This window comes from Comamonas sp. HJ-2 (assembly GCF_053615495.1).
This window is the reverse complement of sequence record NZ_JBSIFD010000010.1, coordinates 121,690-148,192: the sequence shown is the minus strand read 5'-3', so window position 1 is coordinate 148,192 and position 26,503 is coordinate 121,690. Positions and strand designations below refer to the sequence as shown.

Genomic DNA, 26,503 nt, shown 5'->3' with positions numbered 1-26,503 from the left:
CTCACTTCGCCTCAGCCATGGCAGAGGCCTGAGCGCCGCGCCTTCTGGCCGGACGGCGCGCCCAGAGGCGCAGCACACTGCAGCGCACACGGTCCAGCAGCACATAGACCACGGGCGTGGTGTAGAGCGTGAGCAACTGGCTCAGCAGCAGGCCACCCACGATCGCAATGCCCAGGGGCTGGCGCAGCTCGGCACCGTCGCCCCGGCCCAGGGCCAGGGGCAGCGCGCCGAACAGGGCCGCCATGGTGGTCATCAGTATGGGGCGCAGGCGCAGATGGCAGGCCCGATAGATGGCCTGGGCCGCCGTGGCATGACCGCCTTTCTCGCGTTCCAGCGCGAAGTCGATCATCATGATGGCGTTCTTCTTGACCAGTCCGATCAACAGGATCACACCGATGAAGGCGATCAGCGAGAACTCGGTCTTGAACCACATCAACGCCAGCAGCGCGCCCACGCCGGCCGAGGGCAGCGTGGACAGAATCGTCAGCGGGTGGACCAGGTTCTCGTAGAGGATGCCCAGCACCAGATAGATGGTGATGATGGCCGCGAGAATCAGCAGGGGCTGGCCCGCCAGCGCCTGCTGGAAGGCTCCGGCCGAGCCGCTGAAGCTGCCGCGAATGGACACCGGAACGCCCAGCTCCAGCATGGCATTGCGGATCGCGTCATTGGCCTGCGACAGCGAGACATTGGGCGCCAGGTTGTAGCTCACGGTGCTGGCGGGCGTGCCGCTCTGGTGCTGCACGGACAGCGGCGTGGTCGAGGTGGTGATCCTGGCAAAGGCCGTCAGCGGAATCTGCTGGCCCGCGCTGTTGACGAAGAAGAAGCCGCGCAGCGTCTCCGGGCTCTGCAGATACTGGGACGAGGCCGTCATCACCACACGGTACTGGTTGAGCGGGTTGTAGATCACGCCCACCTGGCGCTGGCCGAAGGCATCGTTGAGCGTGTTGTCGATCTGCGCCACCGTCAGGCCCAGGCGCGTGGCCTGGTCGCGGTCTATGACCAGCTTGGTCTGCATGCCGTTGTCCTGCACATCGCTGTTGACATCGGTCAGTTCCGGCAGCGTGGACAGCACCTGGCGGATGCGCGGCTCCCACAGGCGCAGCTCGGCCGTATCGTCGGCCTGCAGCGTGTACTGATAGGAAGACATGCTCTGGCGCCCGCCGATGCGCACATCGCTCTGGGTCATCATGAACAGCCGCGCGCCAGGTTCGTCCTTGAGCTTTTCACGCAGGCGGTTGATGACCTCGTCGCTAGACACCTTGCGCTCGGCCATGGGCTTGAGCGACATGAACATATTCGCCGCATTGGCCTGGCCGCCGCCGGTGAAGCCGGTCACATACTCCACGGCCGGGTCCTGTTGCACCACATCGAGAAAACGCTTGATGCGGCGCTCCATGGCCTGAAAGGACGTGGACTGGTCGGCACGGATGAAGCCCATGACGCGGCCCGTGTCCTCGCTGGGCATGAAGCCCTTGTCTATGGTCTGGTAGAGATGGATGTTGAGGCCTATGACCGCGACCAGACTCAGCAGCACCACGGGCTGGTGGCGCAGACCCCAGGCCAGGGTGCGGCGGTAAAGCGCCGTCACGCGCAGCTCGAAGCGATCCATGGCCAGCGAGATGCGCAGCCACAGCGCATCCCAGCGACGCGTGAAGGGGCGCCTGGCGCGTTCGGCACGGCGGCGCTCCTCCTCTGCCGGTGTGCGCAGCAGAGCCGCACACATCATGGGCGTGGTGGTCAGCGAGATGATCATGGAGACCAGAATCGCCGCCGACATGACCACGGCAAACTCACGGAAGAACCGCCCCACGATGCCGGCCATGAACAGAATGGGCACGAACACCGCAATCAGCGACAGGCTCATGGAGACCACGGTGAAACCGATCTCGCGCGCGCCTTCGATGGCAGCCTGCATGGCGGTCTTGCCGCGCTCCATGTGGCGCATCACGTTCTCCAGCACCACGATGGCATCGTCCACCACAAAGCCTGCGGCCACCGTCAGCGCCATCAGCGAGAGGTTGTCCAGCGTATAGCCGCACAGATACATGACGCCGAAGGTGCCCATCAGCGAGGCAGGCACGGCCACGGCCGGAATCAGCGTGGCGCGCAGACGGCGCAGAAAGACGAACACCACCATGATGACCAGCGCTATCGAGATCAGCAGCGCGTTCTGCACCTCCTTGACCGAGGCGCGCAGCGTGGGCGTGCGGTCCGAGATCACCGTGACATCGATGGCCGGATTGATGGAAGCCCTGAGCTGGGGCAGCATGGCGCGCACCTTGTCCACGGCCTGCAGGATGTTGGCGTCGGGCTGCTTGAACACCTGCAGCAGCACGGCAGGCTTGCCGTTCATCACGCCGTAGTTGCGTATGTCCTGCACGGAGTCGGTGACATCGGCCACATCGGACAGGCGCACGGCATTGCCGTTGTTCCAGCGCAGCACCAGGGGCGCGTATTCGGCTGCGGTGCGGGCCTGGTCGTTGGTGGCCACCTGCCAGTAGTGGTCTTCGCGCTCCACGGCGCCCAGGGGGCGGTTGGCATTGGTGGCGGTGATGGCCGTGCGCACGGAATCCAGAGATACGCCATTGGCGGCCAGCCGCACCGGGTCCAGCTCCACGCGCACGGCCGGCAGCGCGCCGCCGTTGATCGATGCCTGGCCCACGCCTTCCACCTGGGCCAGCTTCTGCGCCAGCACCGTGGAGGCTGCGTCATACATCTGGCCTCGTGTGAGGGACTGGGATGTCAGCGCCAGAATCATGATGGGCGCGTCGGCCGGGTTGACCTTACGATAGGTCGGGTTGCCCGGCATGCCCGAAGGCAGCAGCGTGCGCGCCGCATTGATGGCGGCCTGCACGTCGTGGGCAGCGCTGTCCACCGTGCGCGTCAGATCGAACTGCAGCGTGATGCGCGTGCTGCCCATGCTGGAGCTGGACGTCATCTCGTTGACGCCCGCAATCGCGCCCAGGGCGCGCTCCAGCGGCGTGGCTACGGTGGCCGCCATGGTGTCCGGCGCCGCGCCGGGCAGGCTGGCGGTCACCGAAATCGTCGGATAGTCCACCTGCGGCAGCGGCGCCACCGGCAGCTGGAAATAGGCCACCCCGCCCACCAGAGCCATGCCTATGGTCAGCAGCAGGGTCGCAATGGGCCGGAAGATGAAGGGCGTGGAGATGCTCATGGACGCGCCCCGTCCCGGCCGCCATCCTCGGCCTCGCCCATGACCTCGGCTTCGGAATGCGGCACATGCTTGACGGCCGGCAGGCCGCGCCTGGTGCGCCAGCCCTCGGCCCAGTTTTCAAAAGTCAGATAGATCACCGGCGTGGTGAACAGCGTCAGCAGCTGGCTCAGCAGCAGACCGCCCACCAGGGTCACGCCCAGGGGCTGGCGCAGCTCGCTGCCCACGCCGGTTCCCAGCATCATGGGCAACGCGCTCAGCAAGGCCGCCAGCGTGGTCATGAGAATCGGACGGAAGCGCAGCAGACAGGCCTGGTAGATCGCGTCGCGCGCATTCATGCCTTCCTCGCGCTGGGCGTCCAGCGCGAAGTCGATCATCATGATGGCATTCTTCTTGACGATGCCGATCAGCAAGATGATGCCGATGATGGCGATGATGTCCAGATCCAGCCCAGACACCAGCAGCGCCAGCAGCGCCCCCACACCCGCCGACGGCAGGGTGGAGAGAATCGTGATCGGGTGAATCGTGCTCTCGTAGAGCACGCCCAGCACGATGTACATGGTGATGATGGCGGCCAGCACCAGCAGCAGGGTGTTGGAGAGCGAGGCCTGGAAAGCCAGCGCCGCGCCCTGGAACTGCGTGTCCACCGACAGCGGGATCTGCCCCTCGTCGCGCAGTTGCGCAATAATGGTTTGCGCCGCCTCCACCGCATGACCCAGCGACACGCCGGATGCGGTGTTGAACGAAATGGTGGCCGCAGGCAACTGCCCCACATGGTTGACGGCCAGCGCCATCGGGCGCTCGCTCACCGTGGCAATCGAGGACAGCGGCACCGGCGCACCGTTGCTCGATGCGGCATAGATGTTCTGCAGGGCCTCGGGCCCGATCTTGAACTGCGGCGCCACCTCCAGCACCACGCGGTACTGGTTGGACTGCGTGAAGATGGTGGAGATCAGACGCTGGCCGAAAGCGTTGTAGAGCGCCGAGTCCACCGACGAGACCGTCACGCCCAGGCGGCTGGCCTGGGCCCGGTCGATCTGCACATAGGCCTGACGGCCCTGGTTCTGCAGATCGCTGCTCACATCGAGCAGCTGGGGCAGTTGCTGCAGACGCTCGACCAACATCCTGGTGCTGGCCGTGAGCTGGTTCATGTCCGGCGAGGAAAGCAGCAACTGATACTGGGTGCGAGCCTGGCGATCCTCTATGGTCAGGTCCTGCACGGGCTGGGCATAGAGGCGGATGCCGGGCACGGCGCGGGAGTCCTCGGCCAGGCGGTTGAGCACCACGGGCAGACGGTCGCGCTGGGCATGGGGCTTGAGGTCGATCTGGATGCGGCCGGTATTGAGCGTGGTGTTGGTGCCATCCACACCGATAAACGAGGAGATGGATGCCACGGCCGGGTCCTTGAGCAAATGCTCGGCCAGCGCCTGCTGGCGCTCGGCCATGGCGGCAAAGGAGATGGACTGGTCGGCCTCGGTGGTCGCGGCAATCGTGCCCGTATCCTGCTCGGGGAAAAAGCCCTTGGGCACGACGAAATACAGCAGCACCGTGACCACCAGCGTGGCGATGAACACCAGCCAGGTCAGCTTGCTGTGATCCAGCACCCAGGTCAGCATGCGGCCGTATTCGGCAATCACCTTGTCGAAAAAGCGCGCGACCGCAGCGCCGAAGCCCTTGGACTCGGCCTTTTTCTTCTCGGCCTCGGGCTGGTGGCGCAGCAGGCGCGCGCACAGCATGGGGGTGAGCGTGAGCGAAACCACGGCCGAGATCAGGATCGCCACCGTCATGGTGATCGCGAATTCGTGGAACAGACGGCCCACCACATCCCCCATGAACAGCAGCGGAATCAGCACCGCGACCAGGGAGATGGTCAGCGAGATGATGGTGAAGCCGATCTGCTTGGCACCCTTGAGCGCGGCCTGCATGGGCGGCTCGCCCTTTTCCACATAGCGGGCGATGTTCTCGATCATCACGATGGCATCGTCCACCACAAAGCCCGTGGCGATGGTCAGTGCCATCAGCGTGAGGTTGTTGATGGAAAAACCCGCCAGATACATGACGCCGAAAGTGCCTACCAGCGACAGCGGCACCGCCACGCTGGGAATCAGCGTGGCCGATGCACTGCGCAGGAACAGGAAGATCACCATCACCACCAGGGCGATGGCCAGGGCCAGTTCGAACTGCATGTCCTTGACCGAGGCGCGAATGGTCACGGTGCGGTCGGTCAGCACCTGCACGTCGATAGAGGCCGGCAGCGTCTCCTTGAGCTGGGGCAGCAGGTTCTTGATGGCATCGACGGTGTCGATCACGTTCGCGCCGGGCTGGCGGCGGATATTGAGGATCACGGCCGACTTGGAGCCGGTCTCGGGCGTGCCCGACCAGGCTGCCAGACGCGTGTTCTCGGCGTCGTCCAGGGTCTGCGCCACATCGGACAGGCGCACGGGGTTGCCGTTCTTGAAGGCGATGATCAGGTTGCGGTACTCGGCCGCCGACTGCATCTGGTCGTTGGCATCGATGGTCGATGCGCGGTTGGGGCCATCAAAGCTGCCCTTGGCGGTCTTGACGTTGGCCGCAGAGATGGCGGTGCGCACATCGTCCAGCGTCATGCCGAAGCTGGCCAGCGCTGCGGGGTTGGCCTGGATGCGCACGGCCGGGCGGCGCGCGCCGGCAATGGCCACCAGGCCCACGCCCTTGACCTGGGAGAGCTTGGGCGCAAGGCGGTTCTCCACCAGATCGTTGATCTTGATGACGGGCAGCGAAGGCGAGCTGATGGCCAGTGTCAGCACCGGCGCATCGGCCGGGTTGACCTTGCTGTAGAGCGGGGGCATGGGCAGGTCGCTGGGCAGCAGATTGGTGCCCGCGTTGATGGCGGCCTGCACCTGCTGCTCGGCCACGTCCATGGACATATCGAGCGCAAAGCGCAGGCTGATCACCGATGCGCCGCCCGAACTGGTCGAGGACATCTGGTCCAGCCCTGGCATCTGGCCGAACTGGCGCTCCAGCGGTGCCGTGACGTTGGAGGTCATCACATCGGGGCTGGCCCCGGGGTAGAGCGTGGTGACCTGTATGGTGGGGTAGTCCACCTCGGGCAGGGCCGAGATGGGCAACAGGCGGTAGGCAAGAATGCCCGAGATCAGCACCGCCACCATCAGCAAGCTGGTGGCGATGGGCCGAAGAATGAAGAGGCGCGAGAGATTCATGATGGCCGCAGGCTCTGGCTATGCTCAGCGCGCCGCGCCGCTGGTCTCAGCCTTGCCGCCTGCTTCGCGCTCGGCGCGCAGCTTCTGGAAGAAAGCGCGGCGCTCTTCGGGCGACAGGGCCTCCAGCTTGGCGCGCTGCTCGGGAGTCAGCTGGGGACGGTCCCCCCGGCCCTCGGATCTTTCCGTGCGAGCCTCACCGCCTTCACCACGCTCGGCGCCGGCCTGGGGCCTGGCCTCGTTCGCAGCGGCAGGCTTGGCATCCGGCCTCGCATCGGTCTTGGCGTCCGGCTTGGAGGGACTGCCCTGCGCCTCGCGCGGCTGATCGCCACGGGCGTCCGTGCCACGCGGTCCCTGGCCAGAACCTGCATTGCCGCCATTGGCACCGCGCTCGGCGCGCAGCTTCTGGAAGAACTCCTTGCGTTCCTCGGGCGTCATCTTGGAGACTTTTTCACGCTGCTCGGGACTGAGGTTGCGCATCATGCCGCGCGGCTGGTTGGCGGCATCCTGCACGGCCTGGTCGACCTTCTTGACCTTTTCGGAGTCCACCACCGTCACCTGCGCGCCTTCGCGCAGGCGGTCGATGCCGTCGGTCACCACCTTGTCGCCGGGCTCCAGCTCGCCGCGCACGCTGACATAGTCACCGTCCGTCACGCCCACAGTGATCTTGCGCTGGGTGACCGTGTTGTCGGGCTTGACCAGATAGACGAAATTGTTCTGCACCGCATTCGCGGGCACGACCAGCGCCTGATCGATCTGGCGCAGCTGCAGCTTGACGTTGACGAACTGATTCGCGAACAGCTTGCGCTCCGCGTTGTCGAACGAGGCCTTGGCTTTGACCGTGCCCGTGGTCGTGTCGATGGTGTTGTCCAGCGCATTGAGCTGGCCCTTGGCCAGCATCTGCTTTTGCTCGCGGTCCCAGAGCTCTACGGGCATGAGCTTGCCCTCGCGCAGTTGCTGGGCCAGCGTGCCGACATGGGTTTCGGGAATGGAGAAAACGGCGTCGATGGGGCGAATCTGGGAGATTGTCACCAGCCCGTTGGTATCGGAAGGGTTGACCACGTTGCCGAGGTCGGCCTGGCGCAGGCCCAGGCGACCCGAGATGGGAGCCGTGATCCTGGTATAGCTCAGCTGCAGCTTGGCCGCATCGACCTGACCCTGATCGGCCGCCACCGTACCCTGCAGCTGGCGCACCAGCGCGGCCTGGGTATCGACCTGCTGGCGGGCAATCGAGTCCTGGGCCTGCAGTTCCTTGTAGCGCTGCAGATCGAGCTGCGCATTCTTGAGCTGGGCCTGATCGCGTGCCAGAGAGCCCTGCACCTGCGCCAGCGAGGCAGCAAAGCTGCGCGGGTCGATCTCGGCCAGCAACTGGCCGGCCTTGACCTCGTCCCCCTCCTTGAAGTGCAGCTTGAGCAGCTCGCCCGAAACCTTGGCGCGCACCACGGCCGTGGCACGTGCATTCATGGTGCCGATGGCGCTCACGAGCACGCGCATGTCACGCTGCTCCACCACTCCGACGCTCACGGGCTGAGCCTGGCCCATGCCGCCAGGGCCGCCGGGGCCGCCCGGCCCTGCGCGACCATTGCGCCCTGCGCGTGCACCGGGCCCGCCCGCTCCCTGCTTAGGAGCTGCAGACGCAGACGTATCGCCGCTTGTACCCTGTTTTTGCGCATACCACCAATAGCCACCGCCAGCGGCTGCCAGGGCGAGCACCACCGTGGCAAGCAAAACGGGCCGGACCTTGCCCTGCTGTAAAGAATGACGATTGGGGTGCAATTTGGATGAGCTGAACATGGTTGAGCGCAGGAATTTCGAGCCTGAATTGGCGCCAATGGTATCCAGTTGCAATCAAACCCCGGGTCAGGCAGCGCCGGCTTTGCCAGCATTTACCCCCGCTTTACCTTGGGTTTACCTGCTGAAGTTCCGTATTCGGAGACTTAAACAGTGCTGACTTTCATAGCAGCAATGACGGCTTTTTCAGGCCTCATGCTTGGCGGCTGACACTGCCCCTTGCTGCGTCCGCCATGCGGCACAGGGAATCCGGCTCCAAGGAGAAACCCAAATGACCACCGAACGCCTGACCAATCACCCCGAAGAAGCCGCCGTGCGCGTGCCGCTGGAGCTGTATATGCGCGGCCATGCCGAAGACAATGCCGAGCATATGCGCGCAGCCTTCATGCCCACGGCCCGGCTGGAGTCCGTGCGCGAAGGCCCGCTGACCTCCTGGGACCTGGACTTCTACTGCCAGCGCTTCAAGAACACGCCCGCCGCCGACGAAGCCACGCGTCGCCGCGTCATCGACTCCCTGGACATCGTGGGCACGGCCGCCATGGCCAAGGTCACGCTCTACCACGGTGCCGTGACCTTCACCGACTACTTTGTGCTGCTCAAGACCGAGCAGGGCTGGAAGATTGCCAACAAGGCTTTCCACGCCCAGCCTCAGTAAGGTTTGGCCAGCTCCATCCAGCCCCTGGCCTCAGGCTCAGGGGCTTTTTTATTCATGCGCTGGTCAACGGGTCAGCAGCCAGAGCGCGCCCAGCACGATGACAGCCCCAAGGCCCCAGGCCCAGACGGGGATGCCTGACGATTCGCGCGGCGGCGCCGAGGGCGTGGCGTCCAGCGGCGCGTAGCTGGTGGAGGCTGCGTCGTGCTCCCAGGAGCGTGTATCCAGCTCTTCTGCACCGCCTTCGTCTTCGGACTGCTCGCTAGGGTGGAGCTGCTGCATCAAGGCTTCGAAGCGCGCAAAGAAGTCCTCGGCCATGCTCTTGGCTGCGCCGTCGATCAGGCGCTGGCCCAACTGGGCAATCTTGCCGCCCACCTGCGCCTGCACCTCGTACTGCAGCTCGCAATGCCCTGCATCGGTGGGCGTCAGATCGACCTTGGCCTGGCCCTTGCCAAAGCCGGCCACACCGCCCTGACCTTCAAAGGCAATCGTGTAGCTCTTGGGCGGCTGCACGTCCGACAGCGTGACCCGGCCGTTGAACTTGGCCGATACCGGACCGATCTTCACGGACATGGTCACCGCATAGGAGCCATCGCCTGCATCCTCGAACTTCTCGCAGCCGGCCAGGCATTGCTGCAAGGTTTGCGGATCATTGAGCGCCTCCCAGGCCTGCTGCTGGCTCACGGCAAGAGGACGGCTGGCATGCATTTCCATGGTGTTCTCCTTTTCAATCTCGGTGAGGCAGTTGCAGCAGCTTCGCCAGGTGGGCAGCCAGTTGCTGCAACGACTGCAGGTTGTGCACGGCCAGCATGGCATGGCTGTGACGATGCAGCACCTGCGCGCCTTTGGCCAGCGGGGCATACCCGTCAAAACGCAACAAGGGGTTGAGCCAGACAATGCGCGCACTGTGCCGCGCCAGCCATTGCAGCTCCCGCTCCAGCAGCGCACTGTCGCCGGTATCCAGCCCGTCGCTGACCAGCAGCACCAGGGTACGTCGCCCCACCAGATGGCGCGCCCCCTGGCGGCGCAGCTGTGCCAGGCACTCTCCCAGGCAGGTGCCGCCGCCGAAATCGTCGATGTCGTGATTGAGCTGGGCCAGCATGGCATCGGGGTCGCTGTGGGCAAAAGCCCGGTTCAGCTCCTGCAGGCCGGTTCCCATGCTGTAGACATGGCGGCGCAGCTGCGGATAGCGCCGGGGGCTGGTGGCCTGGTGCAGAAATGCCAGCAGCAGACGCACATAGCGCTCCATGGAGCCCGACACATCGACCAGCGCCAGCCAGGGCATGGGCAGCCGCTTGCGCCTGCGCCATTTGAGACTTGCCAGCTCGCCGCCCGTGGCTGCCGCTGCCTTCAGACTGGCGGGCCAGTGCACGCGCAGCCCCGATGCGCGCAGCTCGCTTCTGCGACTGCGATAGCTTGGCAGCGGCAAGCGGATATCGCGCGCCAGCTGCTGCACCAGGCGGTACTCGCTGGCACTGAGCTGGTTGAAATCCGCGTATTGCAGCCTGCGCCGGTCGCTGGCCGACATGGCGGCATCCAGCGTCAGCTCCTCGCTCGCGGTCTTTTGCCGTGCGGCGCGAATCGCCGACAAGGCCTCTTGCACACGCGGCCTGTGACGCGGCCTGGCAGCCTCAGGCGCGCCCGGCAGCAACTGGCTCAGAAGCTGCTGGGCCACCTCGGGGTTGCGAAAGTAGGCCGCAAACAGCTCGCGAAAGACCGCCAGATCCTGTTCGCGCGAAACCAGCACGGCCTCCAGCGCGGCGGCCACGTCCTCGCGGTTCATGCCCACCAGCATCAGGCCTTTCTGGGCCAGCGCCAGGCGCTCGGCATCCACCGCCAGCCCCGCGCGGCGCAGGGCTCGGCCAAACCCCAGCAGATTGATGGGCAGCTTGCCGCTGCGCGCGTCCCCCCACCAGCTCACGCTTGCGGGCCGCTCTGGCGACTGCGCCTGCAGCTCAGGGTGTGGCATCGGGCTCCAGCAATTGCTGCAGACGCTCTGGCGTGAGCGCGGCCACGTCCTCGCGCTGCTTGAACAGAATGCCCGCCGTCTCGTGCACCAGCTCGGGGTCTATGACCAGGGTGTCGAGCGCCACCAGCGCCTTGGCCCACTCCACGCTTTCGGCAATGCCGGGCGTGCGCTCGAAGGCATCGGCAAACGGGCGGCTGCGCAGCCGGTCCACAAAGCGCGCGATCTGCTCGGTCAAGGCCGCTGCGGCCTCAGGCACCTTGGACTGGACAATGGCCAGCTCGCGCTCGCGCTCGGGATAGTCCAGCCAGTGATAGAGACAGCGGCGCTTGACCGCGTCATGCAGATCACGCGTGCGATTGCTGGTAAGAATGGTGACCGGCGGCAGTTGGGCCCTGATGACCCCGAGCTCGGGAATGCTGACCTGGTACTCGCCCAGATATTCGAGCAAAAAGGCCTCGAAAGGCTCGTCGGCCCGGTCCACCTCGTCAATCAGCAGCACCGCGCCGGGCGCAGGTGCCTGCAGGGCCTGCAGCAAAGGGCGGCGTACCAGATAGCGCGGCTGATAGACCTCCTGCTCGACAGCCTCCAGTTCCGCCGCGCCACGCAGCTCGGCCGCGCGCAGGTGCAACAGCTGAGCCGCGTAATTCCACTCATACAGCGCTTCACGCTGCTCCAGGCCGTCATAGCACTGCAGCCGGATCAGTTGCCGCGCCAGCACCTGGGACAGCGCCTGGGCCAGCGAGGTCTTGCCAACGCCCGGCTCCCCCTCCAGCAGCAGGGGCCGCTGAAGCCTGAGCGCCAGAAACACGGCCGTAGCCAGACGCCGGTCCGCGAAATAGCCCACCTCCTGCAAGGCGGCCAGCAGCCCATCCACCGACTCCAAAGCGCTGTTCACATCAGTATTCATAGCTGCCTGCGCTTTATCCATATAGACCAGAGCCACTTTTCTTCAAAATACAAGAACGAGACAGCAAGCCAGGGCCGCCCCGCAGCGAGGCTGTTGCCCCCTCCCGCGAAGCGAGAGAGGGGAAAGCGGCCAAGCCGCTCAGACTGAGAGCAGTTGATCCACCGCCCGCTGTGTCAGGACGCTGATCAGCTGCGCCCGGTAGCGCGCACTCGCGTGCAGATCGCTGTTGAGCTCGCTGTCGTCGATAGGCACTGCAGCCGCCGCAGCGGCCGTGAGACTCTGGTTGAGCGCCGCTTCCAGGCCTGCGTGGCGGAAGACCGATAGTCCCGCACCGGTCACGGCCACATGCACGCCCTGCACCGTCTGCGCCACAAACACGCCCACCAGCGCAAAGCGCGAAGCGGGCTGCTTGAACTTGATATAGGCGGCCCTTCTGGGCACCGGAAAGCGCACGGCCTTGATCAGCTCGCCCTCTTCGAGAGCCGTGGTGTACATGCCCTGGAAGAAGTCCTCGGCCGCAATCTCGCGCCGACTGGTGACCACGACAGCACCCAGACCCAGCACCGCACTGGGATAGCATGCCGCGGGGTCGTTGTTGGCCAGCGAGCCGCCCATCGTGCCTCGCGCTCGCACCTGGCGATCGCCAATACCGCCCGCCAACTCGGCCAGCGCAGGAATGGCGTGCTGCACCTCGCGGCTGGCAGCCACATCGGCATGACGGGTCATGGCACCGATCTCGACCTGATCGCCGCTGACGCGGATTCCCGCCAGACCATCGACCTGGTTGAGGTCCACGATCGCACCAGGCTGGGCCAGGCGCAGCTTCATGGATGGAATCAGGCTCTGGCCGCCGGCCAGAAACTGACCGCTGGCAGCGCTCACCTCATCCAGCGTCCGGGGATTGGAGTAACTGAAGGCATACATATGTGTTGTCCTCTCTTCCTCTCAGTCGGGTGCCTCAGGGGCGTGCAGCATCGATGGCTTCCCACACGCGGTGCGGGCTGGCAGGCATGTCCAGATCCTTGACGCCCAGGGAATGCAGAGCATCGAGCACGGCATTGATGACGGCTGGCGGCGAGCCTATGGCCCCGGCCTCGCCGCAGCCCTTGGTACCCAGCGGGTTATGAGTGCATGGCGTGCAGACCGTACCCAGCTTGAAGTCGGGCAGATCGTCGGCGCGGGGCATGGCGTAGTCCATGAAGCTGCCGGTCAGCAACTGACCCGAGTCACGGTCGTAGACGCAGTTTTCCAGCAGCGCCTGGCCGATGCCCTGGGCCAGTCCGCCATGGACCTGCCCCTCCACGATCATGGGGTTGATGATGGTGCCGAAATCGTCCACGGCACTGAAGCGGTCGACACGCACCACGCCCGTGGCAGGATCCACCTCGACCTCGCAGATATAGGTGCCGGCCGGGAAGGTGAAGTTGGTGGGGTCGTAGAAAGCGGTCTCGTCCAACCCCGGCTCCAGCTTGTCCAGCGGATAGTTGTGCGGCACATAGGCCGTCAGCGCAATCTGGGCGAACGGCAGCTTTCTGTCGGTGCCGCGTACCGTGAACTCGCCTCCCGCGAAGTCGATGTCGGCATCGCTGGCCTCCATCAGGTGGGCGGCAATCTTCTTGGCCTTGGCCTCGATCTTGTCCAGCGCCTTCATGATGGCCGCACCTCCGACGCTGATGGAGCGCGAGCCATAGGTACCCATACCAAAGGGCACGCGGCCCGTATCGCCATGGACGATCTCCACATGCTCGACGGGAATGCCCAGTCGGGCCGCCACCACCTGGGCAAAAGTGGTCTCATGCCCCTGACCATGACTGTGCGAGCCCGTAAACACCGTCACGCTGCCCGTGGGATGGACGCGCACCTCGCCGCACTCGAACAAACCGGCACGTGCGCCTAGCGCCCCGGCAATATTGCTGGGAGCAAGGCCACAGGCCTCGATGTAGCTGCTGTAGCCCAGGCCGCGCTTGAGGCCTCTGGCCTCGCTGGCTGCGCGCCTGGTCGCAAAGCCCGCCACATCGGCCAGTTGCTCGGCCTGATCCATGCAGGCCTTGTAGTCGCCGGTGTCGTACTGCAGCGCCACTGGCGTCTGATAGGGAAAGCTGGTGATGAAGTTGCGACGCCGGATCTCGGCCTGGGACAGATTCATCTCCCAGGCACAGCGGCTGACCAGGCGCTCGAGCAGATAAGTGGCCTCGGGGCGGCCTGCACCCCGGTAGGCATCCACGGGCGAAGTGTTGGTGAACCAGGCATCGACCTCGATATGGATTTGCGGCGTGGTGTACTGACCCGCCAGCAAGGTTGCATAAAGAATGGTGGGCACGGCGCTGGCGAAAGTGGACAGATAGGCGCCCAGATTCGCATCGGTGTGCACACGCATGGCGAGGAACTTGCCATCGGCGTCCATGGCCATCTCGGCATGGCTGACATGGTCGCGGCCATGCGCATCGGTCAGGAAGGACTCGCTGCGATCGGCCGTCCACTTGATATTGCGGTTGAGCTTCTTGGCCGCCCAGGTCAGGCAGACATCCTCGGCATACAGAAAGATCTTGGAGCCGAAGCCGCCACCCACATCGGGAGCAATCACGCGTACCTTGCTCTCTGGCAGGCCCATGACGAAAGCCGTCATCAGCAGCCGCTCCACATGCGGGTTCTGGTTGGCCACGTACAGCGTGTACTCATCCATGGCGCGGTTGTAGCTGCCGATGGCCACGCGCGGCTCCATGGCATTGGGAATCAGGCGGTTGTTGACCAGGTCCAGCCGAGTCACATGGGCCGCGCCCGCAAACACGGCATCCACGGCTGCCTTGTCGCCTATCGCCCACTGGTAGCAGCGGTTGTCGGGGGCGATATCGTGAACCACGGCGCCGGGCTTTTTGCCGCCCGCCGCATCGGCCACGTTCACGACCGCTGGCAGCACCGCGTAATCGACCTCCACCAGCTCGGCCGCATCGCGTGCCTGCTGCAGGGTCTCGGCAACCACCATGGCCACCTGGTCGCCCACATAGCGCACGGTATCGAGGGCCAGAATCGGGTGCGGCGGCTCCTTCATGGGCTCGCCATTGGTGCTGGTGATCAGCCAGCCGCAGGGCAGGCCGTTGATGCCGGCGGCCGCCACATCGGCACCCGTGAGCACGCCGACCACGCCTGGCGCTGCCTTGGCGGCATCCACGTTGACGCTGCGCAATCTGGCATGGGCATGGGGCGAGCGCACAAATACCGCATAGGCCTGCGCGCCCAGCGTGATGTCGTCCGTGTACTGGCCAGCGCCGGTCAGAAAGCGATCATCCTCGCGGCGCAGAACGGCTTCGCCGATATGCGGCAGCTTGGAAAAGTCAGATGCACCCATGGTGTGTCTCCTCTTCTAGTTGTGATGCGCGGCTCAGGCGGCGCTCATGCCGTCGCGACCCGCTTTGACTGCGGCGACGATGTTCTGGTAGCCCGTGCAGCGGCAAATATTGCCTTCGAGCAGTTCGCGGATTTCGGCATCGGTGGCCTGAGGCTTTTGGCGGCACAGATCCACCGCACTCATCACCATGCCGGGCGTGCAGAAGCCGCACTGCAGGCCATGGCACTGCTTGAACGCCGCCTGCATGGGGTGCATGGTTCCATCGGCAGCGGCCATGCCCTCTATGGTCTGCACCTCGGCGCCCTGGGCCTGCACGGCCAGCATGGTGCAGGACTTGATGGCCTTGCCATTGACCAGCACCGTGCAGGCTCCGCACTGGCTGGTATCGCAACCCACATGGGTGCCCGTCAGGCGCAGCTGTTCACGCAGCGCCTGCACCAGCAAGGTATTGGGGGGGACGTCAATGCTGGCCGCGCGGCCATTGACCGTGAACTGAACATTCATCGTGATGCCTCCTGCCTATATCCGAAGAATTGGGTAACAAAGCACAACCGCACTCTCTATGGTGGGCAGTTACCGCGATGCAAGGCGCTAGGGTTGACCCCCAAGCCAGGCGAAACACGCACAGATATTCTCAAAATGAAACACTGTCCGGAGTCCGCATGTCGCCCGCCAGCCCCGCCCTTTCTGCGCAAGCCGCAGCCCATTCAGGTGCACGCGATTCACTGCTTGTACTAGCCAGGCAGCAGTTGCTGGCGATGGACTCATCCCATGTGCTGGCACCGTCTGGCCTGGCTCCCTGGCTCTGGCGCTCGTGGCAGCGCTGCGTGGCGCAGGGCCGTCATCCCGCGCAAAAAGTGGAGTTCGAGGCCGTCGGACCTCACGCGCTGCGCCACGCCCAGGACAAACACCAGCTGCTGCTGCAGGCCGCACGTCCGGTCATGACGCAACTGGTCGCAGCCGTGGGTGCCATGCGCTACTTCTGCCTGCTGACCGATGCCCAGGGACTGGCACTTGAGGTGCAAGGCCCCGTCGACCACAGCGATCTGCGCGCGCTGGCCGTAGGCCGTGTCGGCGTGGATCTGTCCGAGCGCGGCGTGGGCACCTCGGCCATAGGCGCGACACTGGCCGAACTCAGCCCGGTATGGCTGCACAGGCAGGAGCATTTCTTTGACGACCTGCGCGACTACAGCTGCGCAGGCGCTCCGGTATTCGGCCCTCAGGGCGAGTGCCTGGGCATGTTGGACATCACCGGCATTGATGTACCCGAGCGCCCCGAACTGCTGCTGCTGGCACTGCGCTGCGCACGCGCCATCGAAGATCGATTGCTGCGGGCCCTGCCTCATACCCTGCTGCTGCGCGTGAACTGGCCCGGCGGACCTCTGGGCCAGGAAGGCGAAGGCCTGATGGTATTTGATGCCGAAGGCCGATTGCTGGGCAGCAATACCGTGGCCAGGCAACTGGTGCCGCGTCCTCTGCAAGCCCCTGGGGGGGACTCGCTCATCCAGAGCCATGAGCTGCTGGCCCTGCCCTGGAGTCATCTGATCGAACATGCGCGCCAGCGGCCCGAGGCGCCACTGCAACTGCCGCTATGGTCCGGCCTGCGCCTGCTGGCACTGGCACAGGCCGGTCCCCTGCTGAGCGCCCCCGTCATGCCGGGTTCCGGCGCAGCAGCCTGCCGGGGAACCTCTGCCAATGCCATGACCACGCCGCTGCGCACCAGCGAGTTGCTGCTGATTCAGCAAGCCATGCAGGAGGCTCACGGGAATGTAAGCGTGGCCGCCCGCAACCTGGGATTGAGCCGGGCCACGCTCTATCGCCGGCTGGCCAGCAAATAAGAGGTCTTGAACCGGATCTGATGCAGTTTGGCTCTCTACGGATTTGCCCTAGTTTCAGCGCGAAAACACCCTCCACGACAGCAGGCGCACACTAGCAAGCAAGCCCATGACAAATCAAAAATACCTCAATAAAACAATCGTCTAAGCTGCACCAGCCATGCACTTCCAGCTATCGTACGCATAGCAAGCACAACTGACGCTCGGACGCCACATTTGCGTGCGTATTTGTAAAAAACACCATACCTGCGTCCGTAGAATCTCCAGTTTGGTTCAAAAACTCAGATCGCCCTGAGGCTTACCAGCCCCAACAGCGCGACGCATACACAGCCTACTTTTTGGAGACACCATGCAGGCTTTACTCGCCCTGTCCAGGGCTATCGACAGGCTCAACGCCTTTGTCGGCAAATATTCCATCTGGCTGATATTTGCCGCCACCTTCATCAGCGCCGCCAACGCCATTGTTCGCAAGGCCTTTGACACCAGCTCCAATGCCTTTCTGGAAGTCCAGTGGTATCTGTTCGCATGGTCCTTTCTGATTGCTGCGGGCTACACCCTGCTGCATCGCGAGCATGTGCGCATCGACGTGATCAACAGCCGACTGTCCAAAAAGGCCCAGGTCTGGATCGACATCATCGGTTTTGCCTTCTTTCTCACCCCCCTATGCCTGACCATTCTGTGGCTGAGCATGCCGGTGGTGATTCAGATGTACCAGTCCGGCGAAATGTCGGGCAACCCCGGCGGGCTGATCCGCTGGCCCGTATGGACGGCGATTCCTGTGGGCATCACCTTGCTGCTGCTGCAGGGCATTTCCGAGCTGATCAAGCGCATTGCCTTCCTGACCGGTGACGGCCCCGACCCCATGGGCAAGCTCAGCGACAAGAGCGCCGAGGAAGAACTGGCCGAGGCCCTGCGTGCCGAAGCCGATCGCAAGCAGGCTGAGGCGCTGGCCGCCCAGGCCAAGGCCTAACGGTAGCGGGAGACAATCGATGGAATTTATCGCTACCAACTACGCCCCCATCATGTTTGCGGGGCTGATCTGCTTTTTGCTGCTGGGATTTCCCGTGGCCTTCAGCTTGGGTGCTGCGGGCCTGGCCTTCGGCTTTCTGGGCATCGAACTGGGCGTCTTCCCCTCCTCTGTGATGGCCTGGCTACCCCAGCGCCTGATCGGCATCATGGCCAACGACACCCTGCTGGCCGTGCCTTTCTTCACCTTGATGGGCCTGATTCTCGAACGCTCAGGCATGGCAGAGGACCTGCTCGACACAGTCGGTCAGGTGTTCGGCCCCATCCGCGGCGGTCTGGCGCTGGCCGTGATCTTTGTGGGCGCGCTGCTGGCTGCCACCACCGGCGTGGTTGCTGCTTCGGTGATTTCCATGGGCCTGATCTCTCTGCCCATCATGTTGCGCTACGGCTATGACCGCCGCCTCGCATCGGGCGTGATTGCGGCCTCGGGCACGCTGGCCCAGATCATCCCGCCCTCGCTGGTGCTGATTCTGATGGCCGACCAGTTGGGCAAGAGCGTGGGCGATATGTACAAGGGCGCCTTCATCCCCGGCTTCATGCTCATGGGCCTGTACGTGGTCTGGGTGGCATTCCTCGCCATCTTCAAGCCCCATACCGTGCCTGCACTGCCGCCCGAAGCGCGCATCTACCGCGAGTCCAACGGCAACTCCGGCTATACCTCGCTGGCCGTGGTCATGGGCATCTCGACCATCGTGGCCATCTTCCTGGCCAATCACATGGCCGACCTGCACACCTGGTGGCAGGGCAAGGAAATCACCGAAGTCGCCACCGACGAGAAGATCGTCACCGCCATGTGCGGCGGCACCTTCATCGCCTTCGTGATCGCCTCGCTCAACCGCGTGCTCAAACTGGGCCTGCTGTCCAGGCTGGCCGAGCGCGTGACCTTTGTGCTGATCCCCCCTCTGCTGCTGATCTTCCTGGTGCTGGGCACCATCTTCCTGGGCATTGCAACACCTACCGAAGGCGGTGCCATGGGCGCCATGGCGGCCCTCATCATGGGTTTTGCCCGCCGTCGCCTGAACATGGACCTGCTCAAGCAGGCCCTGGCCTCGACCACCAAGCTGGCAAGCTTTGTGATGTTCATCATGATCGGCGCCACCACCTTCAGCCTGGTGTTCCAGGCCGCCGACGGCCCCAAGTGGGTGGAGCATCTGCTGACCAGCCTGCCCGGCGGCCAGGTCGGCTTCCTGATCGTGGTCAACATCATGATCTTCTTCCTGGCCTTCTTCCTGGACTACTTTGAACTCTCGTTCATCGTGGTGCCGTTGCTGGGACCCGTGGCCGAGAAGATGGGCATCGACCTGATCTGGTTCGGCGTGCTGCTGGCAGTGAACATGCAGACCTCGTTCATGCATCCGCCCTTCGGTTTTGCACTGTTCTTCCTGCGCTCGGTCGCTCCGGACAAGCAGTACGTCGACAAGGTCACGCACAAGGTCATCGAGCCCGTCACCACCATGCAGATCTACAAGGGTGCCGTGCCCTTTGTGCTGATTCAGCTGGTGATGGTGGGTGTGCTGATCGCCTTCCCCGGCATCGTGACCGGCGCGCTCGACAAACCCGTGGTCGTGGACATGAACAAGGTGGGCGACGAGATGCTCAACCAGCTCAACGATGCTGGCGGTGGCTATGGCGCAGACAATCCCTTCGGGGCCCCTGAGGGCGGCGAAGAAGGCTCTGCAGTGCCCGCAGCCCCTGCCGAGGGCAGCCAGCCCGCCCCGGCCGCACCCGATGCAGGCGGCTATGGCTCGGATGACCCTGCCAAGGCCTTGCAGGATTCACTGAACGCTGCTCCTGCGAGCAAGTAAATCGGCCCCCTCCGCTGACACAGCCCCGGCTCGCCAGAGCCGGGGCTTTTTCATTGGGCAGAGGTTGCCGAGTGATAGATTTGCTGCTTTCCCAGGAAACCGCAATGACCATCGCCGAATTGCTGACGGCCATCCGTCAACCGTACGCAGACCTGCTGTCACAGGCCGCCAATGCCCAGGACTCTTATGTGGAGCCGGCCTATCGCAACAGCGATGGGACGCTGGCCACAGAAGGTGCATGGAATCTGCCCTGCCGGGTTGATAGCATCCCCGTATCGAAAGACAGCCCAGAACCTGTGCAAGTGGATTCACAGACGCGGCTCGATTTCGAACCCGTTCATTTCCGCATCGGTGATTCCGCAGTGGAGCTGCAGCCCTTTGTCTGGGACTGGCTATCGCTGGAAGTGCAAGGTCTGGCAGAAGAGAAGGCTTCCAAAGCGCTCATAGACTGGTTCAACGATTGGTTTGATGGAGATGATGAAAACGAGCCGGATGAAGCGGGGCTGCAGCAAGTCGTTCACTTCATGTCGGACCCGCAAGTCCTGGCAGGAGGAGTGAAAGCGACCATAGATCTTGGCTCTGCACCTGTCGAAGCCCTGGAAGATTTGCTGTTTGCGCTGTCCGACGCAGGAGCCGCTCAACTCAGGCTCGCATGATTTCGGACGCATGAAAAAACCGCAGCAAGCTGCGGTTTTTTTGCAGCCAGCGCATGGCGCCGGCAGTCTTGAGTCTGACCGGGATCAGATCTTGGCAGTCGCCATGTACTGATTGAAGGGGTACTCGGAGAAGCGGTTCCACAGAATCTGGTCGCGCTGGAAGGCGCGCATGTCCTGGTGAATCTTCTTGAATTCGGGCGACTTGGCTTCGTGCTCGGCAAACACTTCCATGGAGGCCTTGAAGCCTGCATCCATCAAAGGCTTGGGGAACATCTTGAGCTGGGTCTTGTTGGCCACCAGGCGCTTGATGGCCTGAGGATTCAGCACCTGGTACTTGCTGGTCATATCGGCAGCAGCCACGCGGGTTGCGGCGTCGAGGATCGCCTTGTTCTCGGGCGACAGCGCGTTGTACTTCTTGATGTTGATGAAGAACTCCAGCTCGGCAGAGCCTTCCCACCAGCCGGGGTAGTAGTAGTAAGGCGCAACCTTGTTGAAGCCCAGCTTTTCATCGTCGTAGGGACCGACAAACTCCACGGCGTCCAGCGTACCCTTTTCCAGAGCCTGGTAGACATCGCCTGCGGGCATGTTCTGCGCCACCACGCCCAGCTTGGCCATGGCCTCGCCGAACACGCCGCCGCCCAGACGCATCTTCAGACCCTTGAGGTCTTCCACGGTCTTGATTTCCTTGCGGTACCAGCCGCCCATCTGGGTCGTGGTGTTGCCGGCCGATGCGGTCTTGAAGTTGTACTTGGCAAAGAAGGCGTCAAGGAGCTTGCGGCCGTTGCCATGATCCTTCCAGCCGTTCATCTGCAGTGCGGTCAGGCCGAAGGGCACGGCGCAGCTGAAGGCGAAGATGGGATCCTTGCCGGTGAAGTAGTAGGCAGCGGTCTGTGCCATGTCAATGGTATCGCCCTGCAGCGCATCCACCACGCCGAAAGCGGGCATCAGCTCGCCAGCGGGGTGCACCGAAATCTCGAACTTGCCGCCCGACATGGCCTTGACCAGTTGCGACAGCTTTTCAGCACTGCCGAAAATGGTGTCCAGCGACTTGGGGAAGCTGGAGGCCAGGCGCCAGCGCACAGCGGCTTGGGCGTGAACAGCAGGTGCTGCACCCGCGGCCAGCACGCCGGCGATACCGGCATTTTTCAGAATGGAACGACGATCCACTTTAGTCTCCTTGAGGAACGAATTGAGCTGATACAGACCACTGATCTATGCCAGCTTGTTTTATGCAACAGGCACAAAATGTACACGAGCCAACCGTTTCGCAAGCGCTAAAAAGTGACCGTTCGCTTAAGAAGTTCTACCTAGTGATGCGCGCCCAATTGAAAACAATCAATCACTACAGACGTACCGCACTCATATAACTGGCATAGCGGAACTCGGAGAAACGATCCCAGAGCAACTGGTCGTGCTGAAATCCGCGCATGCTTCTGTGAATTTTCTTGAACTGCGCCGACTTGCCTTCATGCTCGGCCATGGTAGCCATCACGGCCTTGAACCCCGCATCCATGAGCTCGCGTGGAAAGGCTCGCAGCTGCACGCGTTCGCTGAGCAGCTTCTTGAGCGCAGCGGGGTTGTACGCCAGGTACTTGGCAGTCAGATCCTTGGCGGCCAGCGCCGCTGCGGCCTCCACCATGGCGCGCAGCTCGGGCGTCAGGGCCGCAAAGGCCTTGGCATTGATGAAATAGGCCAGCTCGGCACCGCCCTCCCACCAGCCCGGATAGTAGTAGTAGGGCGCGATCTTGCCGAAGCCCAGCTTCTGGTCGTCATAGGGGCCGACGAACTCCACCGCATCGAGGCGGTTCTTTTCCAGCGCCTGCTGCGCATCGGCAATGGGCATGTTGACGGCCTGCACGCCCAGCTTTTGCAGCGCATCGCCGAGCAAGCCGCCGCCAGCGCGCATGCGCAGACCATGCAGATCCTGCACGGTCTTGATTTCCTTGCGATACCAGCCCCCCATCTGCGTGCCGGTATTGCCGGCGCTCAGACTCCTAATGTTGTACTGGGCGTAGAAATCATCCATGAGCTTGCGCCCACCTCCATACTCCATCCAGGCATCCATCTGCCGCGCCGTCAGACCAAAGGGCACGGCACAACCCAGTGCAAAGCAGTAGTCCTTGTCGGTGAAATAGTAGGGAGCGGTCAAAGCCATTTCGACCGAGCCGTTCTGCACCCCCTCCATCACGCCAAAGGCAGGCATCAGCTCGCCTGCAGAGTGCACGCTGACCTCGATCTGGCCGCCCGACATAAGCCGCAGCGACTGGGCAAATTTCTCGGCCCCGCCAGAGATGGCGTCGAGGACTTTGGGAAAACTCGTCACCAAGCGCCAGCGCAGCAGCTCCTGGCTGCGCACCGCAGGAGCCACGCCCGCTGCCAGCACACCGGCCATGCCCACATGTTTGACGAGTGAGCGACGATCCATGAATATTTCTCCGCTAGTAGTTGTCCATTGCAAAGCCGGCTGCAGCAGCCTGATCGCAGGCCGGCAGCCACAGGCATTCTAGGAACGCAGACGCCGGCCGTGTGGCGATTCGCGGTTGCCGTCAGTTTTCTTGACGGCAAGCAAAGAAAAAGGCCCTTCGATGAAGGGCCTGGTTTCAGTCCATCATGACTTACGCAAACAAGGATGCAGCAACGGCCTGCCTCCCTGGAGCGGGCATCTGCCTGAATTCGTTTTGCGTAAACGATGTCCCTATCGCATCAGCCCGCAGCCAGACGCTTCCGGATGGAGGCCTCGATGCCTGCCGCATCCAGCCCCTGCAGCGCAAGCAGCTTGGCGGGGTCGCCATGCTCGATGAATTCGTCGGGCAGACCCAGCTGCAGCACGCTCTTGCTCAGGCCATGGGCGGCAAGGCTCTCCATGACGGCACTGCCAGCGCCGCCCATGACGCAGCCTTCTTCCAGCGTGACGATGAGCTCATGATCTGCAGCGATCTGGAGCAACAGCTCTTCATCGAGAGGCTTGGCCCAGCGCATATTGGCAACACTGGCATCCAAGGCTTCGGCTGCCTGCAAGGCAGGGTACAGCAAGCTGCCAAAGGCCAGAATCGCCACCTTTTTGGAAGCTGATTCACGGCGCATCTCGCCCTTGCCAAAGGGCAGGCCTTCCAGGCTTTCCAGCGGAGTCACGCCAACACCGGCGCCGCGCGGGTAGCGCACGCAGACAGGGTGATCCTGCTCATAGGCCGTGGTCAGCAACTGGCGCGTTTCGCGTTCGTCCGCCGGGCAGGCCATGCTCATATTGGGAATGCAGCGCACAAAGGCGATGTCGTAAGCGCCGGCGTGCGTGGCACCGTCGGCGCCCACCAGACCGGCGCGGTCCAGCGCAAACACCACGGGCAGGTTCTGCAGCGCAACGTCGTGGATCAGTTGGTCGTAGGCACGCTGCAAGAAAGTGGAATAGATGGCCACCACGGGCTTGACGCCTTCGCAGGCCATACCGCCGGCGAAAGTGACGGCATGCTGCTCGGCGATGCCCACGTCGTAGTAGCGGCCGGGAAAGCGCTTGTGGAACTCCACCATGCCCGAGCCTTCACGCATGGCGGGTGTGATGCCGACCAGACGTTGGTCCTTGGCAGCCATATCGCAGAGCCAGTGACCAAACACCTGGGTGAAGGTCTGCTTGGCAGGCGTGGCTGGCTTGACCAGACCGACCGCCGGGTCGAATTTCCCGGGGCCGTGATAGGCCACGGGGTCGGCCTCGGCCAGCTTGTAGCCCTGGCCTTTCTTGGTGACCACATGCAGGAACTGAGGCCCCTTGAGACCCTTGATGTTCTCCAACGTGGGAATCAGCGAATCGAGATCATGGCCATCGATGGGACCGATGTAGTTGAAGCCGAATTGCTCGAACATGGTGGCAGGCACGACCATGCCCTTGGCCTGTTGTTCCAGACGCTTGGCCAGCTCCAGCAAGGGCGGCACCTGCTTCAGGACGCTCTTGCCCACATCGCGCGCCTTGGCATAGAACTGGCCGCTCATCAGCTGGGCCAGATAGCGATTGAGCGCGCCCACGGGCGGGCTGATGCTCATATCGTTGTCATTGAGGATGACCAGCAGGTTGGCGTCATGCACGCCGCCGTTGTTCAGCGCTTCGAAAGCCATGCCGGCCGTCATCGCGCCGTCACCGATCACGGCAATGGCCCGCCGGTCTTCGCCTTTTTGCTTGGCGGCCAAAGCCATGCCCAGCGCCGCAGAGATGCTGGTGGACGAGTGCGCCGTGCCAAAGGTGTCGTATTCGCTCTCGGCCCGCTGGGGAAAGCCGGACAGGCCGCCGAACTGGCGCAGCGTGCCCATGCGATCACGGCGACCGGTCAATATCTTGTGCGGATAAGTCTGATGGCCCACATCCCAGACGATGCGGTCATAGGGCGTGTTGAACACCGAGTGCAGCGCCACGGTCAACTCCACCGTCCCCAGATTGGAGCTGAGGTGCCCGCCGGTCCTGGAAACGCTGTCGATCACATAGGTGCGCAGCTCTGCGGCCAGGCTCTTGAGCTGGGAGCGCGAGAGACCGCGCATATCTGCGGGATCGTTGATGTTGTGCAGCAGGGAAGAGGTATTCGTGGACATGTTCTATATTTTTAATAGCTGCTAGTGTTTACCAATACTGGATTACAGGGCTTCTCTATTAAATCTCAGTGGGTGCGCTGCACAACCATATCGGCCAGTGCACCCAAGGCCTGCGTGTCGGCCAGACCGCTGCGCGTCAAGGCTGCATGGGCCTGCTGGCGCAGCTGCTCGGCATGGGCTCTCGCAGCCTCCAGCCCCAGCAGCGACACGAAAGTGGGCTTGTCATTGGCCGCATCCTTGCCGGCCGTCTTGCCCAGCGTTGCGGAGTCGGCCACCACATCCAGAATGTCGTCCACCACCTGGAAGGCCACGCCCAGTGCCTGGCCATAGTCGGTCAGCGCGGCCAGCGCCCGGGCATCGGTCTGTGCATTGCAGGCAGCACCCATGAGCACGCTGCCCAGCAGCAGCGCACCGGTCTTGAGGCGGTGCATTTCGCGCAGTTGCGCCTCGCTCAGGTGCTTGCCCACGCTGGCCAGGTCGATGGCCTGGCCGCCGGCCATGCCCTGGCTGCCCGCCGCTGCGCCCAGCAGGCGGCACAGCTTGGCCTGCATGGAGCAGGGAATGCCATCGTCTTCAGGCAGCAACAGCTCGAACGCCAGAGCCTGCAGGGCATCGCCGGCCAGCAGGGCCGAGGCTTCGCCAAACTGCACATGCACGGTGGGCTTGCCACGGCGCATGGTGTCATTGTCCATGCAGGGCATGTCGTCGTGCACCAGGGAATAAGCGTGAATCAGTTCTACGGCACAACCTGCGCGCAGCGTGGCCGCAGCCAGACCGCCCACCGCCTCGGCGGCCGCCCAGACCAGCAGCGGTCGCAAGCGCTTGCCACCATCGAGCACGGCGTAGCGCATGGCCTCGCCCAGGCCCGCAGGTGCATTGATGCCCACCCAGCGCGACAGCGCATCTTCGGTGCGCGCCAGTCTCTCCTGCATCCAGACGGAAAAATCCAGGGCAGGCTTGCCCTCGTTCAAAGGCGTCGATGGTTCGGCAATCATTGATTCATTCATGGGCTGCATCTTCAGAGCACAAAGCGCGGACACCGGGATCAGTCCTGGGTCCAGGCAGACAGCTTGCCTTCGTCCAGTACCTTGACCTGCTCCTGCACGGCTTCGAGCTGGCTGCGGCAAAAGCCCAGCAGCTCGGCCGCACGCTGGTAGCCGCTGAGCATCTGCTCCAGCGGAAGCTGACCCGATTCGATCTGCGCAATCAGTTGTTCCAGCTCCTGCAAAGCAGCTTCATAGCTGACAGGCTGTTCGGATTTTTTGGCGGCAGCGGCCTTGGGCATGGATGGTGTGGGCTATGTTGGACGAAAACGACGATTTTAGGCGTCCCTGCACCATTGGCGTGCAATGCCCGCAAAGCCGGCAGGCGGGAGATGTCTTGGCTGTGACTTCCGGCCAGGTCGATGCCGTCCGCGCCGGCCCTTTTGACGACCTGCCACGGTTTGCAGATGGCTGGCAGCTTGCTGACAGGATCAATCGCTACAGCGTCGAAATAACGTCAATACACGTACCAGAAAAACGGAAATAACCCCACAGCCTATAATCCCATTCCCGTCAAGCCGGCCACGTGCCT

The 26,503-nt window shown here is 63.5% G+C and carries 20 protein-coding genes; 6 read left to right on the top strand and 14 right to left on the bottom strand.

The features are described 5' to 3' along the window. Window position 1: 1 nt before the first annotated feature. Genes ACWGXF_RS09795 through ACWGXF_RS09785 form a run of 3 tightly spaced genes read right to left on the bottom strand, consistent with a single transcriptional unit; the run spans window position 2 to window position 8,163 of the window. Window positions 2–3,175, bottom strand: a complete 3,174-nt coding sequence (locus tag ACWGXF_RS09795) for an efflux RND transporter permease subunit (protein ID WP_256631042.1) — start codon at window positions 3,173–3,175, stop codon at window positions 2–4. Beyond that, window positions 3,172–6,372: an MdtB/MuxB family multidrug efflux RND transporter permease subunit gene (locus tag ACWGXF_RS09790; protein WP_452101867.1), complete on the bottom strand. Its 3,201-nt coding sequence runs from the start codon at window positions 6,370–6,372 to the stop codon at window positions 3,172–3,174. The genes ACWGXF_RS09795 and ACWGXF_RS09790 overlap by 4 nt, the downstream gene beginning before the upstream one ends. A 24-nt stretch (window positions 6,373–6,396) precedes the next feature. Beyond that, on the bottom strand, window positions 6,397–8,163 hold the full coding sequence (locus ACWGXF_RS09785) for an MdtA/MuxA family multidrug efflux RND transporter periplasmic adaptor subunit (RefSeq protein ID WP_452101866.1): 1,767 nt from the start codon (window positions 8,161–8,163) through the stop codon (window positions 6,397–6,399). 268 nt (window positions 8,164–8,431) lie between these two features. Here ACWGXF_RS09785 and ACWGXF_RS09780 point away from each other — a divergent pair, with 268 nt between their 5' ends. Beyond that, complete coding sequence (locus ACWGXF_RS09780; RefSeq protein ID WP_003069196.1) at window positions 8,432–8,815, top strand: nuclear transport factor 2 family protein; 384 nt, start codon at window positions 8,432–8,434, stop codon at window positions 8,813–8,815. Window positions 8,816–8,878: 63 nt separating this feature from the next. On the opposite strand, the gene ACWGXF_RS09775 is transcribed toward ACWGXF_RS09780, so the two are convergent. From ACWGXF_RS09775 to ACWGXF_RS09750, 6 genes are all read right to left on the bottom strand, one after another. Next, window positions 8,879–9,526: a CoxG family protein gene (locus ACWGXF_RS09775; RefSeq protein ID WP_256631045.1), complete on the bottom strand. Its 648-nt coding sequence runs from the start codon at window positions 9,524–9,526 to the stop codon at window positions 8,879–8,881. Between the two features lie 13 nt (window positions 9,527–9,539). Then, on the bottom strand, window positions 9,540–10,781 hold the full coding sequence (locus tag ACWGXF_RS09770) for a vWA domain-containing protein (RefSeq protein ID WP_256631046.1): 1,242 nt from the start codon (window positions 10,779–10,781) through the stop codon (window positions 9,540–9,542). Then, entirely contained in the window at window positions 10,768–11,688 is a 921-nt protein-coding gene (locus ACWGXF_RS09765) for an AAA family ATPase (protein WP_202788646.1), read from the bottom strand. Before ACWGXF_RS09765 ends, ACWGXF_RS09770 begins: the two co-directional genes overlap by 14 nt. A 138-nt stretch (window positions 11,689–11,826) precedes the next feature. Beyond that, on the bottom strand, window positions 11,827–12,612 hold the full coding sequence (locus ACWGXF_RS09760) for an FAD binding domain-containing protein (RefSeq protein WP_012839354.1): 786 nt from the start codon (window positions 12,610–12,612) through the stop codon (window positions 11,827–11,829). A 34-nt stretch (window positions 12,613–12,646) separates the two neighbouring features. Next, complete coding sequence (locus tag ACWGXF_RS09755) at window positions 12,647–15,034, bottom strand: xanthine dehydrogenase family protein molybdopterin-binding subunit (protein ID WP_256631047.1); 2,388 nt, start codon at window positions 15,032–15,034, stop codon at window positions 12,647–12,649. Between the two features lie 33 nt (window positions 15,035–15,067). Then, window positions 15,068–15,538, bottom strand: coding sequence for a (2Fe-2S)-binding protein (locus ACWGXF_RS09750; protein ID WP_256631048.1), 471 nt, complete (start codon window positions 15,536–15,538; stop codon window positions 15,068–15,070). 158 nt (window positions 15,539–15,696) lie between these two features. Between ACWGXF_RS09750 and ACWGXF_RS09745 the strand changes: the two genes are divergently transcribed. The 4 genes from ACWGXF_RS09745 to ACWGXF_RS09730 all read left to right on the top strand — a co-directional run bounded on the left by ACWGXF_RS09745 (window position 15,697) and on the right by ACWGXF_RS09730 (window position 20,356). Then, entirely contained in the window at window positions 15,697–16,872 is a 1,176-nt protein-coding gene (locus tag ACWGXF_RS09745; RefSeq protein WP_256631049.1) for a helix-turn-helix domain-containing protein, read from the top strand. A gap of 346 nt (window positions 16,873–17,218) precedes the next feature. Further along, window positions 17,219–17,839 carry a TRAP transporter small permease subunit gene (locus tag ACWGXF_RS09740; RefSeq protein WP_003069181.1) on the top strand — a complete coding sequence of 207 codons (621 nt, stop codon included), beginning with the start codon at window positions 17,219–17,221 and terminating at the stop codon, window positions 17,837–17,839. Between the two features lie 19 nt (window positions 17,840–17,858). Then, window positions 17,859–19,700 carry a TRAP transporter large permease gene (locus ACWGXF_RS09735; RefSeq protein ID WP_256631050.1) on the top strand — a complete coding sequence of 614 codons (1,842 nt, stop codon included), beginning with the start codon at window positions 17,859–17,861 and terminating at the stop codon, window positions 19,698–19,700. Between the two features lie 104 nt (window positions 19,701–19,804). Then, window positions 19,805–20,356: a hypothetical protein gene (locus ACWGXF_RS09730; RefSeq protein WP_452101865.1), complete on the top strand. Its 552-nt coding sequence runs from the start codon at window positions 19,805–19,807 to the stop codon at window positions 20,354–20,356. An 84-nt stretch (window positions 20,357–20,440) separates the two neighbouring features. On the opposite strand, the gene ACWGXF_RS09725 is transcribed toward ACWGXF_RS09730, so the two are convergent. The 5 genes from ACWGXF_RS09725 to xseB all read right to left on the bottom strand — a co-directional run bounded on the left by ACWGXF_RS09725 (window position 20,441) and on the right by xseB (window position 26,213). Continuing rightward, a complete protein-coding gene (locus ACWGXF_RS09725; protein ID WP_003069176.1) occupies window positions 20,441–21,523 on the bottom strand; it encodes a TRAP transporter substrate-binding protein in 1,083 nt (360 codons plus the stop codon). 175 nt (window positions 21,524–21,698) lie between these two features. Beyond that, the gene (locus ACWGXF_RS09720) at window positions 21,699–22,781 is read right to left on the bottom strand and encodes a type 2 periplasmic-binding domain-containing protein (protein ID WP_039049105.1); all 1,083 of its coding nucleotides are present in this window, start codon (window positions 22,779–22,781) and stop codon (window positions 21,699–21,701) included. 278 nt (window positions 22,782–23,059) lie between these two features. Then, window positions 23,060–24,928 carry a 1-deoxy-D-xylulose-5-phosphate synthase gene (gene dxs / locus ACWGXF_RS09715; RefSeq protein WP_003069165.1) on the bottom strand — a complete coding sequence of 623 codons (1,869 nt, stop codon included), beginning with the start codon at window positions 24,926–24,928 and terminating at the stop codon, window positions 23,060–23,062. Window positions 24,929–24,993: 65 nt separating this feature from the next. Further along, window positions 24,994–25,935: a polyprenyl synthetase family protein gene (locus ACWGXF_RS09710; RefSeq protein WP_051517745.1), complete on the bottom strand. Its 942-nt coding sequence runs from the start codon at window positions 25,933–25,935 to the stop codon at window positions 24,994–24,996. A 38-nt stretch (window positions 25,936–25,973) separates the two neighbouring features. Beyond that, a complete protein-coding gene (xseB, locus tag ACWGXF_RS09705; protein ID WP_003069159.1) occupies window positions 25,974–26,213 on the bottom strand; it encodes an exodeoxyribonuclease VII small subunit in 240 nt (79 codons plus the stop codon). A gap of 14 nt (window positions 26,214–26,227) precedes the next feature. Between xseB and ACWGXF_RS09700 the strand changes: the two genes are divergently transcribed. Next, window positions 26,228–26,458, top strand: a complete 231-nt coding sequence (locus ACWGXF_RS09700; protein WP_100086428.1) for a hypothetical protein — start codon at window positions 26,228–26,230, stop codon at window positions 26,456–26,458. The last annotated feature ends 45 nt before the right edge of the window (window positions 26,459–26,503 follow it).

Bases quoted from the DNA above. Each gene is read 5' to 3' on its own strand.
- ACWGXF_RS09795 (WP_256631042.1), bottom strand. From the start codon at position 3,175: ATGAGCATCTCCACGCCCTTCATCTTCCGGCCCATTGCGACCCTGCTG.
- ACWGXF_RS09790 (WP_452101867.1), bottom strand. From the start codon at position 6,372: ATGAATCTCTCGCGCCTCTTCATTCTTCGGCCCATCGCCACCAGCTTG.
- ACWGXF_RS09785 (WP_452101866.1), bottom strand. From the start codon at position 8,163: ATGTTCAGCTCATCCAAATTGCACCCCAATCGTCATTCTTTACAGCAG.
- ACWGXF_RS09780 (WP_003069196.1), top strand. From the start codon at position 8,432: ATGACCACCGAACGCCTGACCAATCACCCCGAAGAAGCCGCCGTGCGC.
- ACWGXF_RS09775 (WP_256631045.1), bottom strand. From the start codon at position 9,526: ATGGAAATGCATGCCAGCCGTCCTCTTGCCGTGAGCCAGCAGCAGGCC.
- ACWGXF_RS09770 (WP_256631046.1), bottom strand. From the start codon at position 10,781: ATGCCACACCCTGAGCTGCAGGCGCAGTCGCCAGAGCGGCCCGCAAGC.
- ACWGXF_RS09765 (WP_202788646.1), bottom strand. From the start codon at position 11,688: ATGAATACTGATGTGAACAGCGCTTTGGAGTCGGTGGATGGGCTGCTG.
- ACWGXF_RS09760 (WP_012839354.1), bottom strand. From the start codon at position 12,612: ATGTATGCCTTCAGTTACTCCAATCCCCGGACGCTGGATGAGGTGAGC.
- ACWGXF_RS09755 (WP_256631047.1), bottom strand. From the start codon at position 15,034: ATGGGTGCATCTGACTTTTCCAAGCTGCCGCATATCGGCGAAGCCGTT.
- ACWGXF_RS09750 (WP_256631048.1), bottom strand. From the start codon at position 15,538: ATGAATGTTCAGTTCACGGTCAATGGCCGCGCGGCCAGCATTGACGTC.
- ACWGXF_RS09745 (WP_256631049.1), top strand. From the start codon at position 15,697: ATGTCGCCCGCCAGCCCCGCCCTTTCTGCGCAAGCCGCAGCCCATTCA.
- ACWGXF_RS09740 (WP_003069181.1), top strand. From the start codon at position 17,219: ATGCAGGCTTTACTCGCCCTGTCCAGGGCTATCGACAGGCTCAACGCC.
- ACWGXF_RS09735 (WP_256631050.1), top strand. From the start codon at position 17,859: ATGGAATTTATCGCTACCAACTACGCCCCCATCATGTTTGCGGGGCTG.
- ACWGXF_RS09730 (WP_452101865.1), top strand. From the start codon at position 19,805: ATGACCATCGCCGAATTGCTGACGGCCATCCGTCAACCGTACGCAGAC.
- ACWGXF_RS09720 (WP_039049105.1), bottom strand. From the start codon at position 22,781: ATGGATCGTCGCTCACTCGTCAAACATGTGGGCATGGCCGGTGTGCTG.
- dxs (WP_003069165.1), bottom strand. From the start codon at position 24,928: ATGTCCACGAATACCTCTTCCCTGCTGCACAACATCAACGATCCCGCA.
- ACWGXF_RS09710 (WP_051517745.1), bottom strand. From the start codon at position 25,935: ATGAATGAATCAATGATTGCCGAACCATCGACGCCTTTGAACGAGGGC.
- xseB (WP_003069159.1), bottom strand. From the start codon at position 26,213: ATGCCCAAGGCCGCTGCCGCCAAAAAATCCGAACAGCCTGTCAGCTAT.
- ACWGXF_RS09700 (WP_100086428.1), top strand. From the start codon at position 26,228: ATGTTGGACGAAAACGACGATTTTAGGCGTCCCTGCACCATTGGCGTG.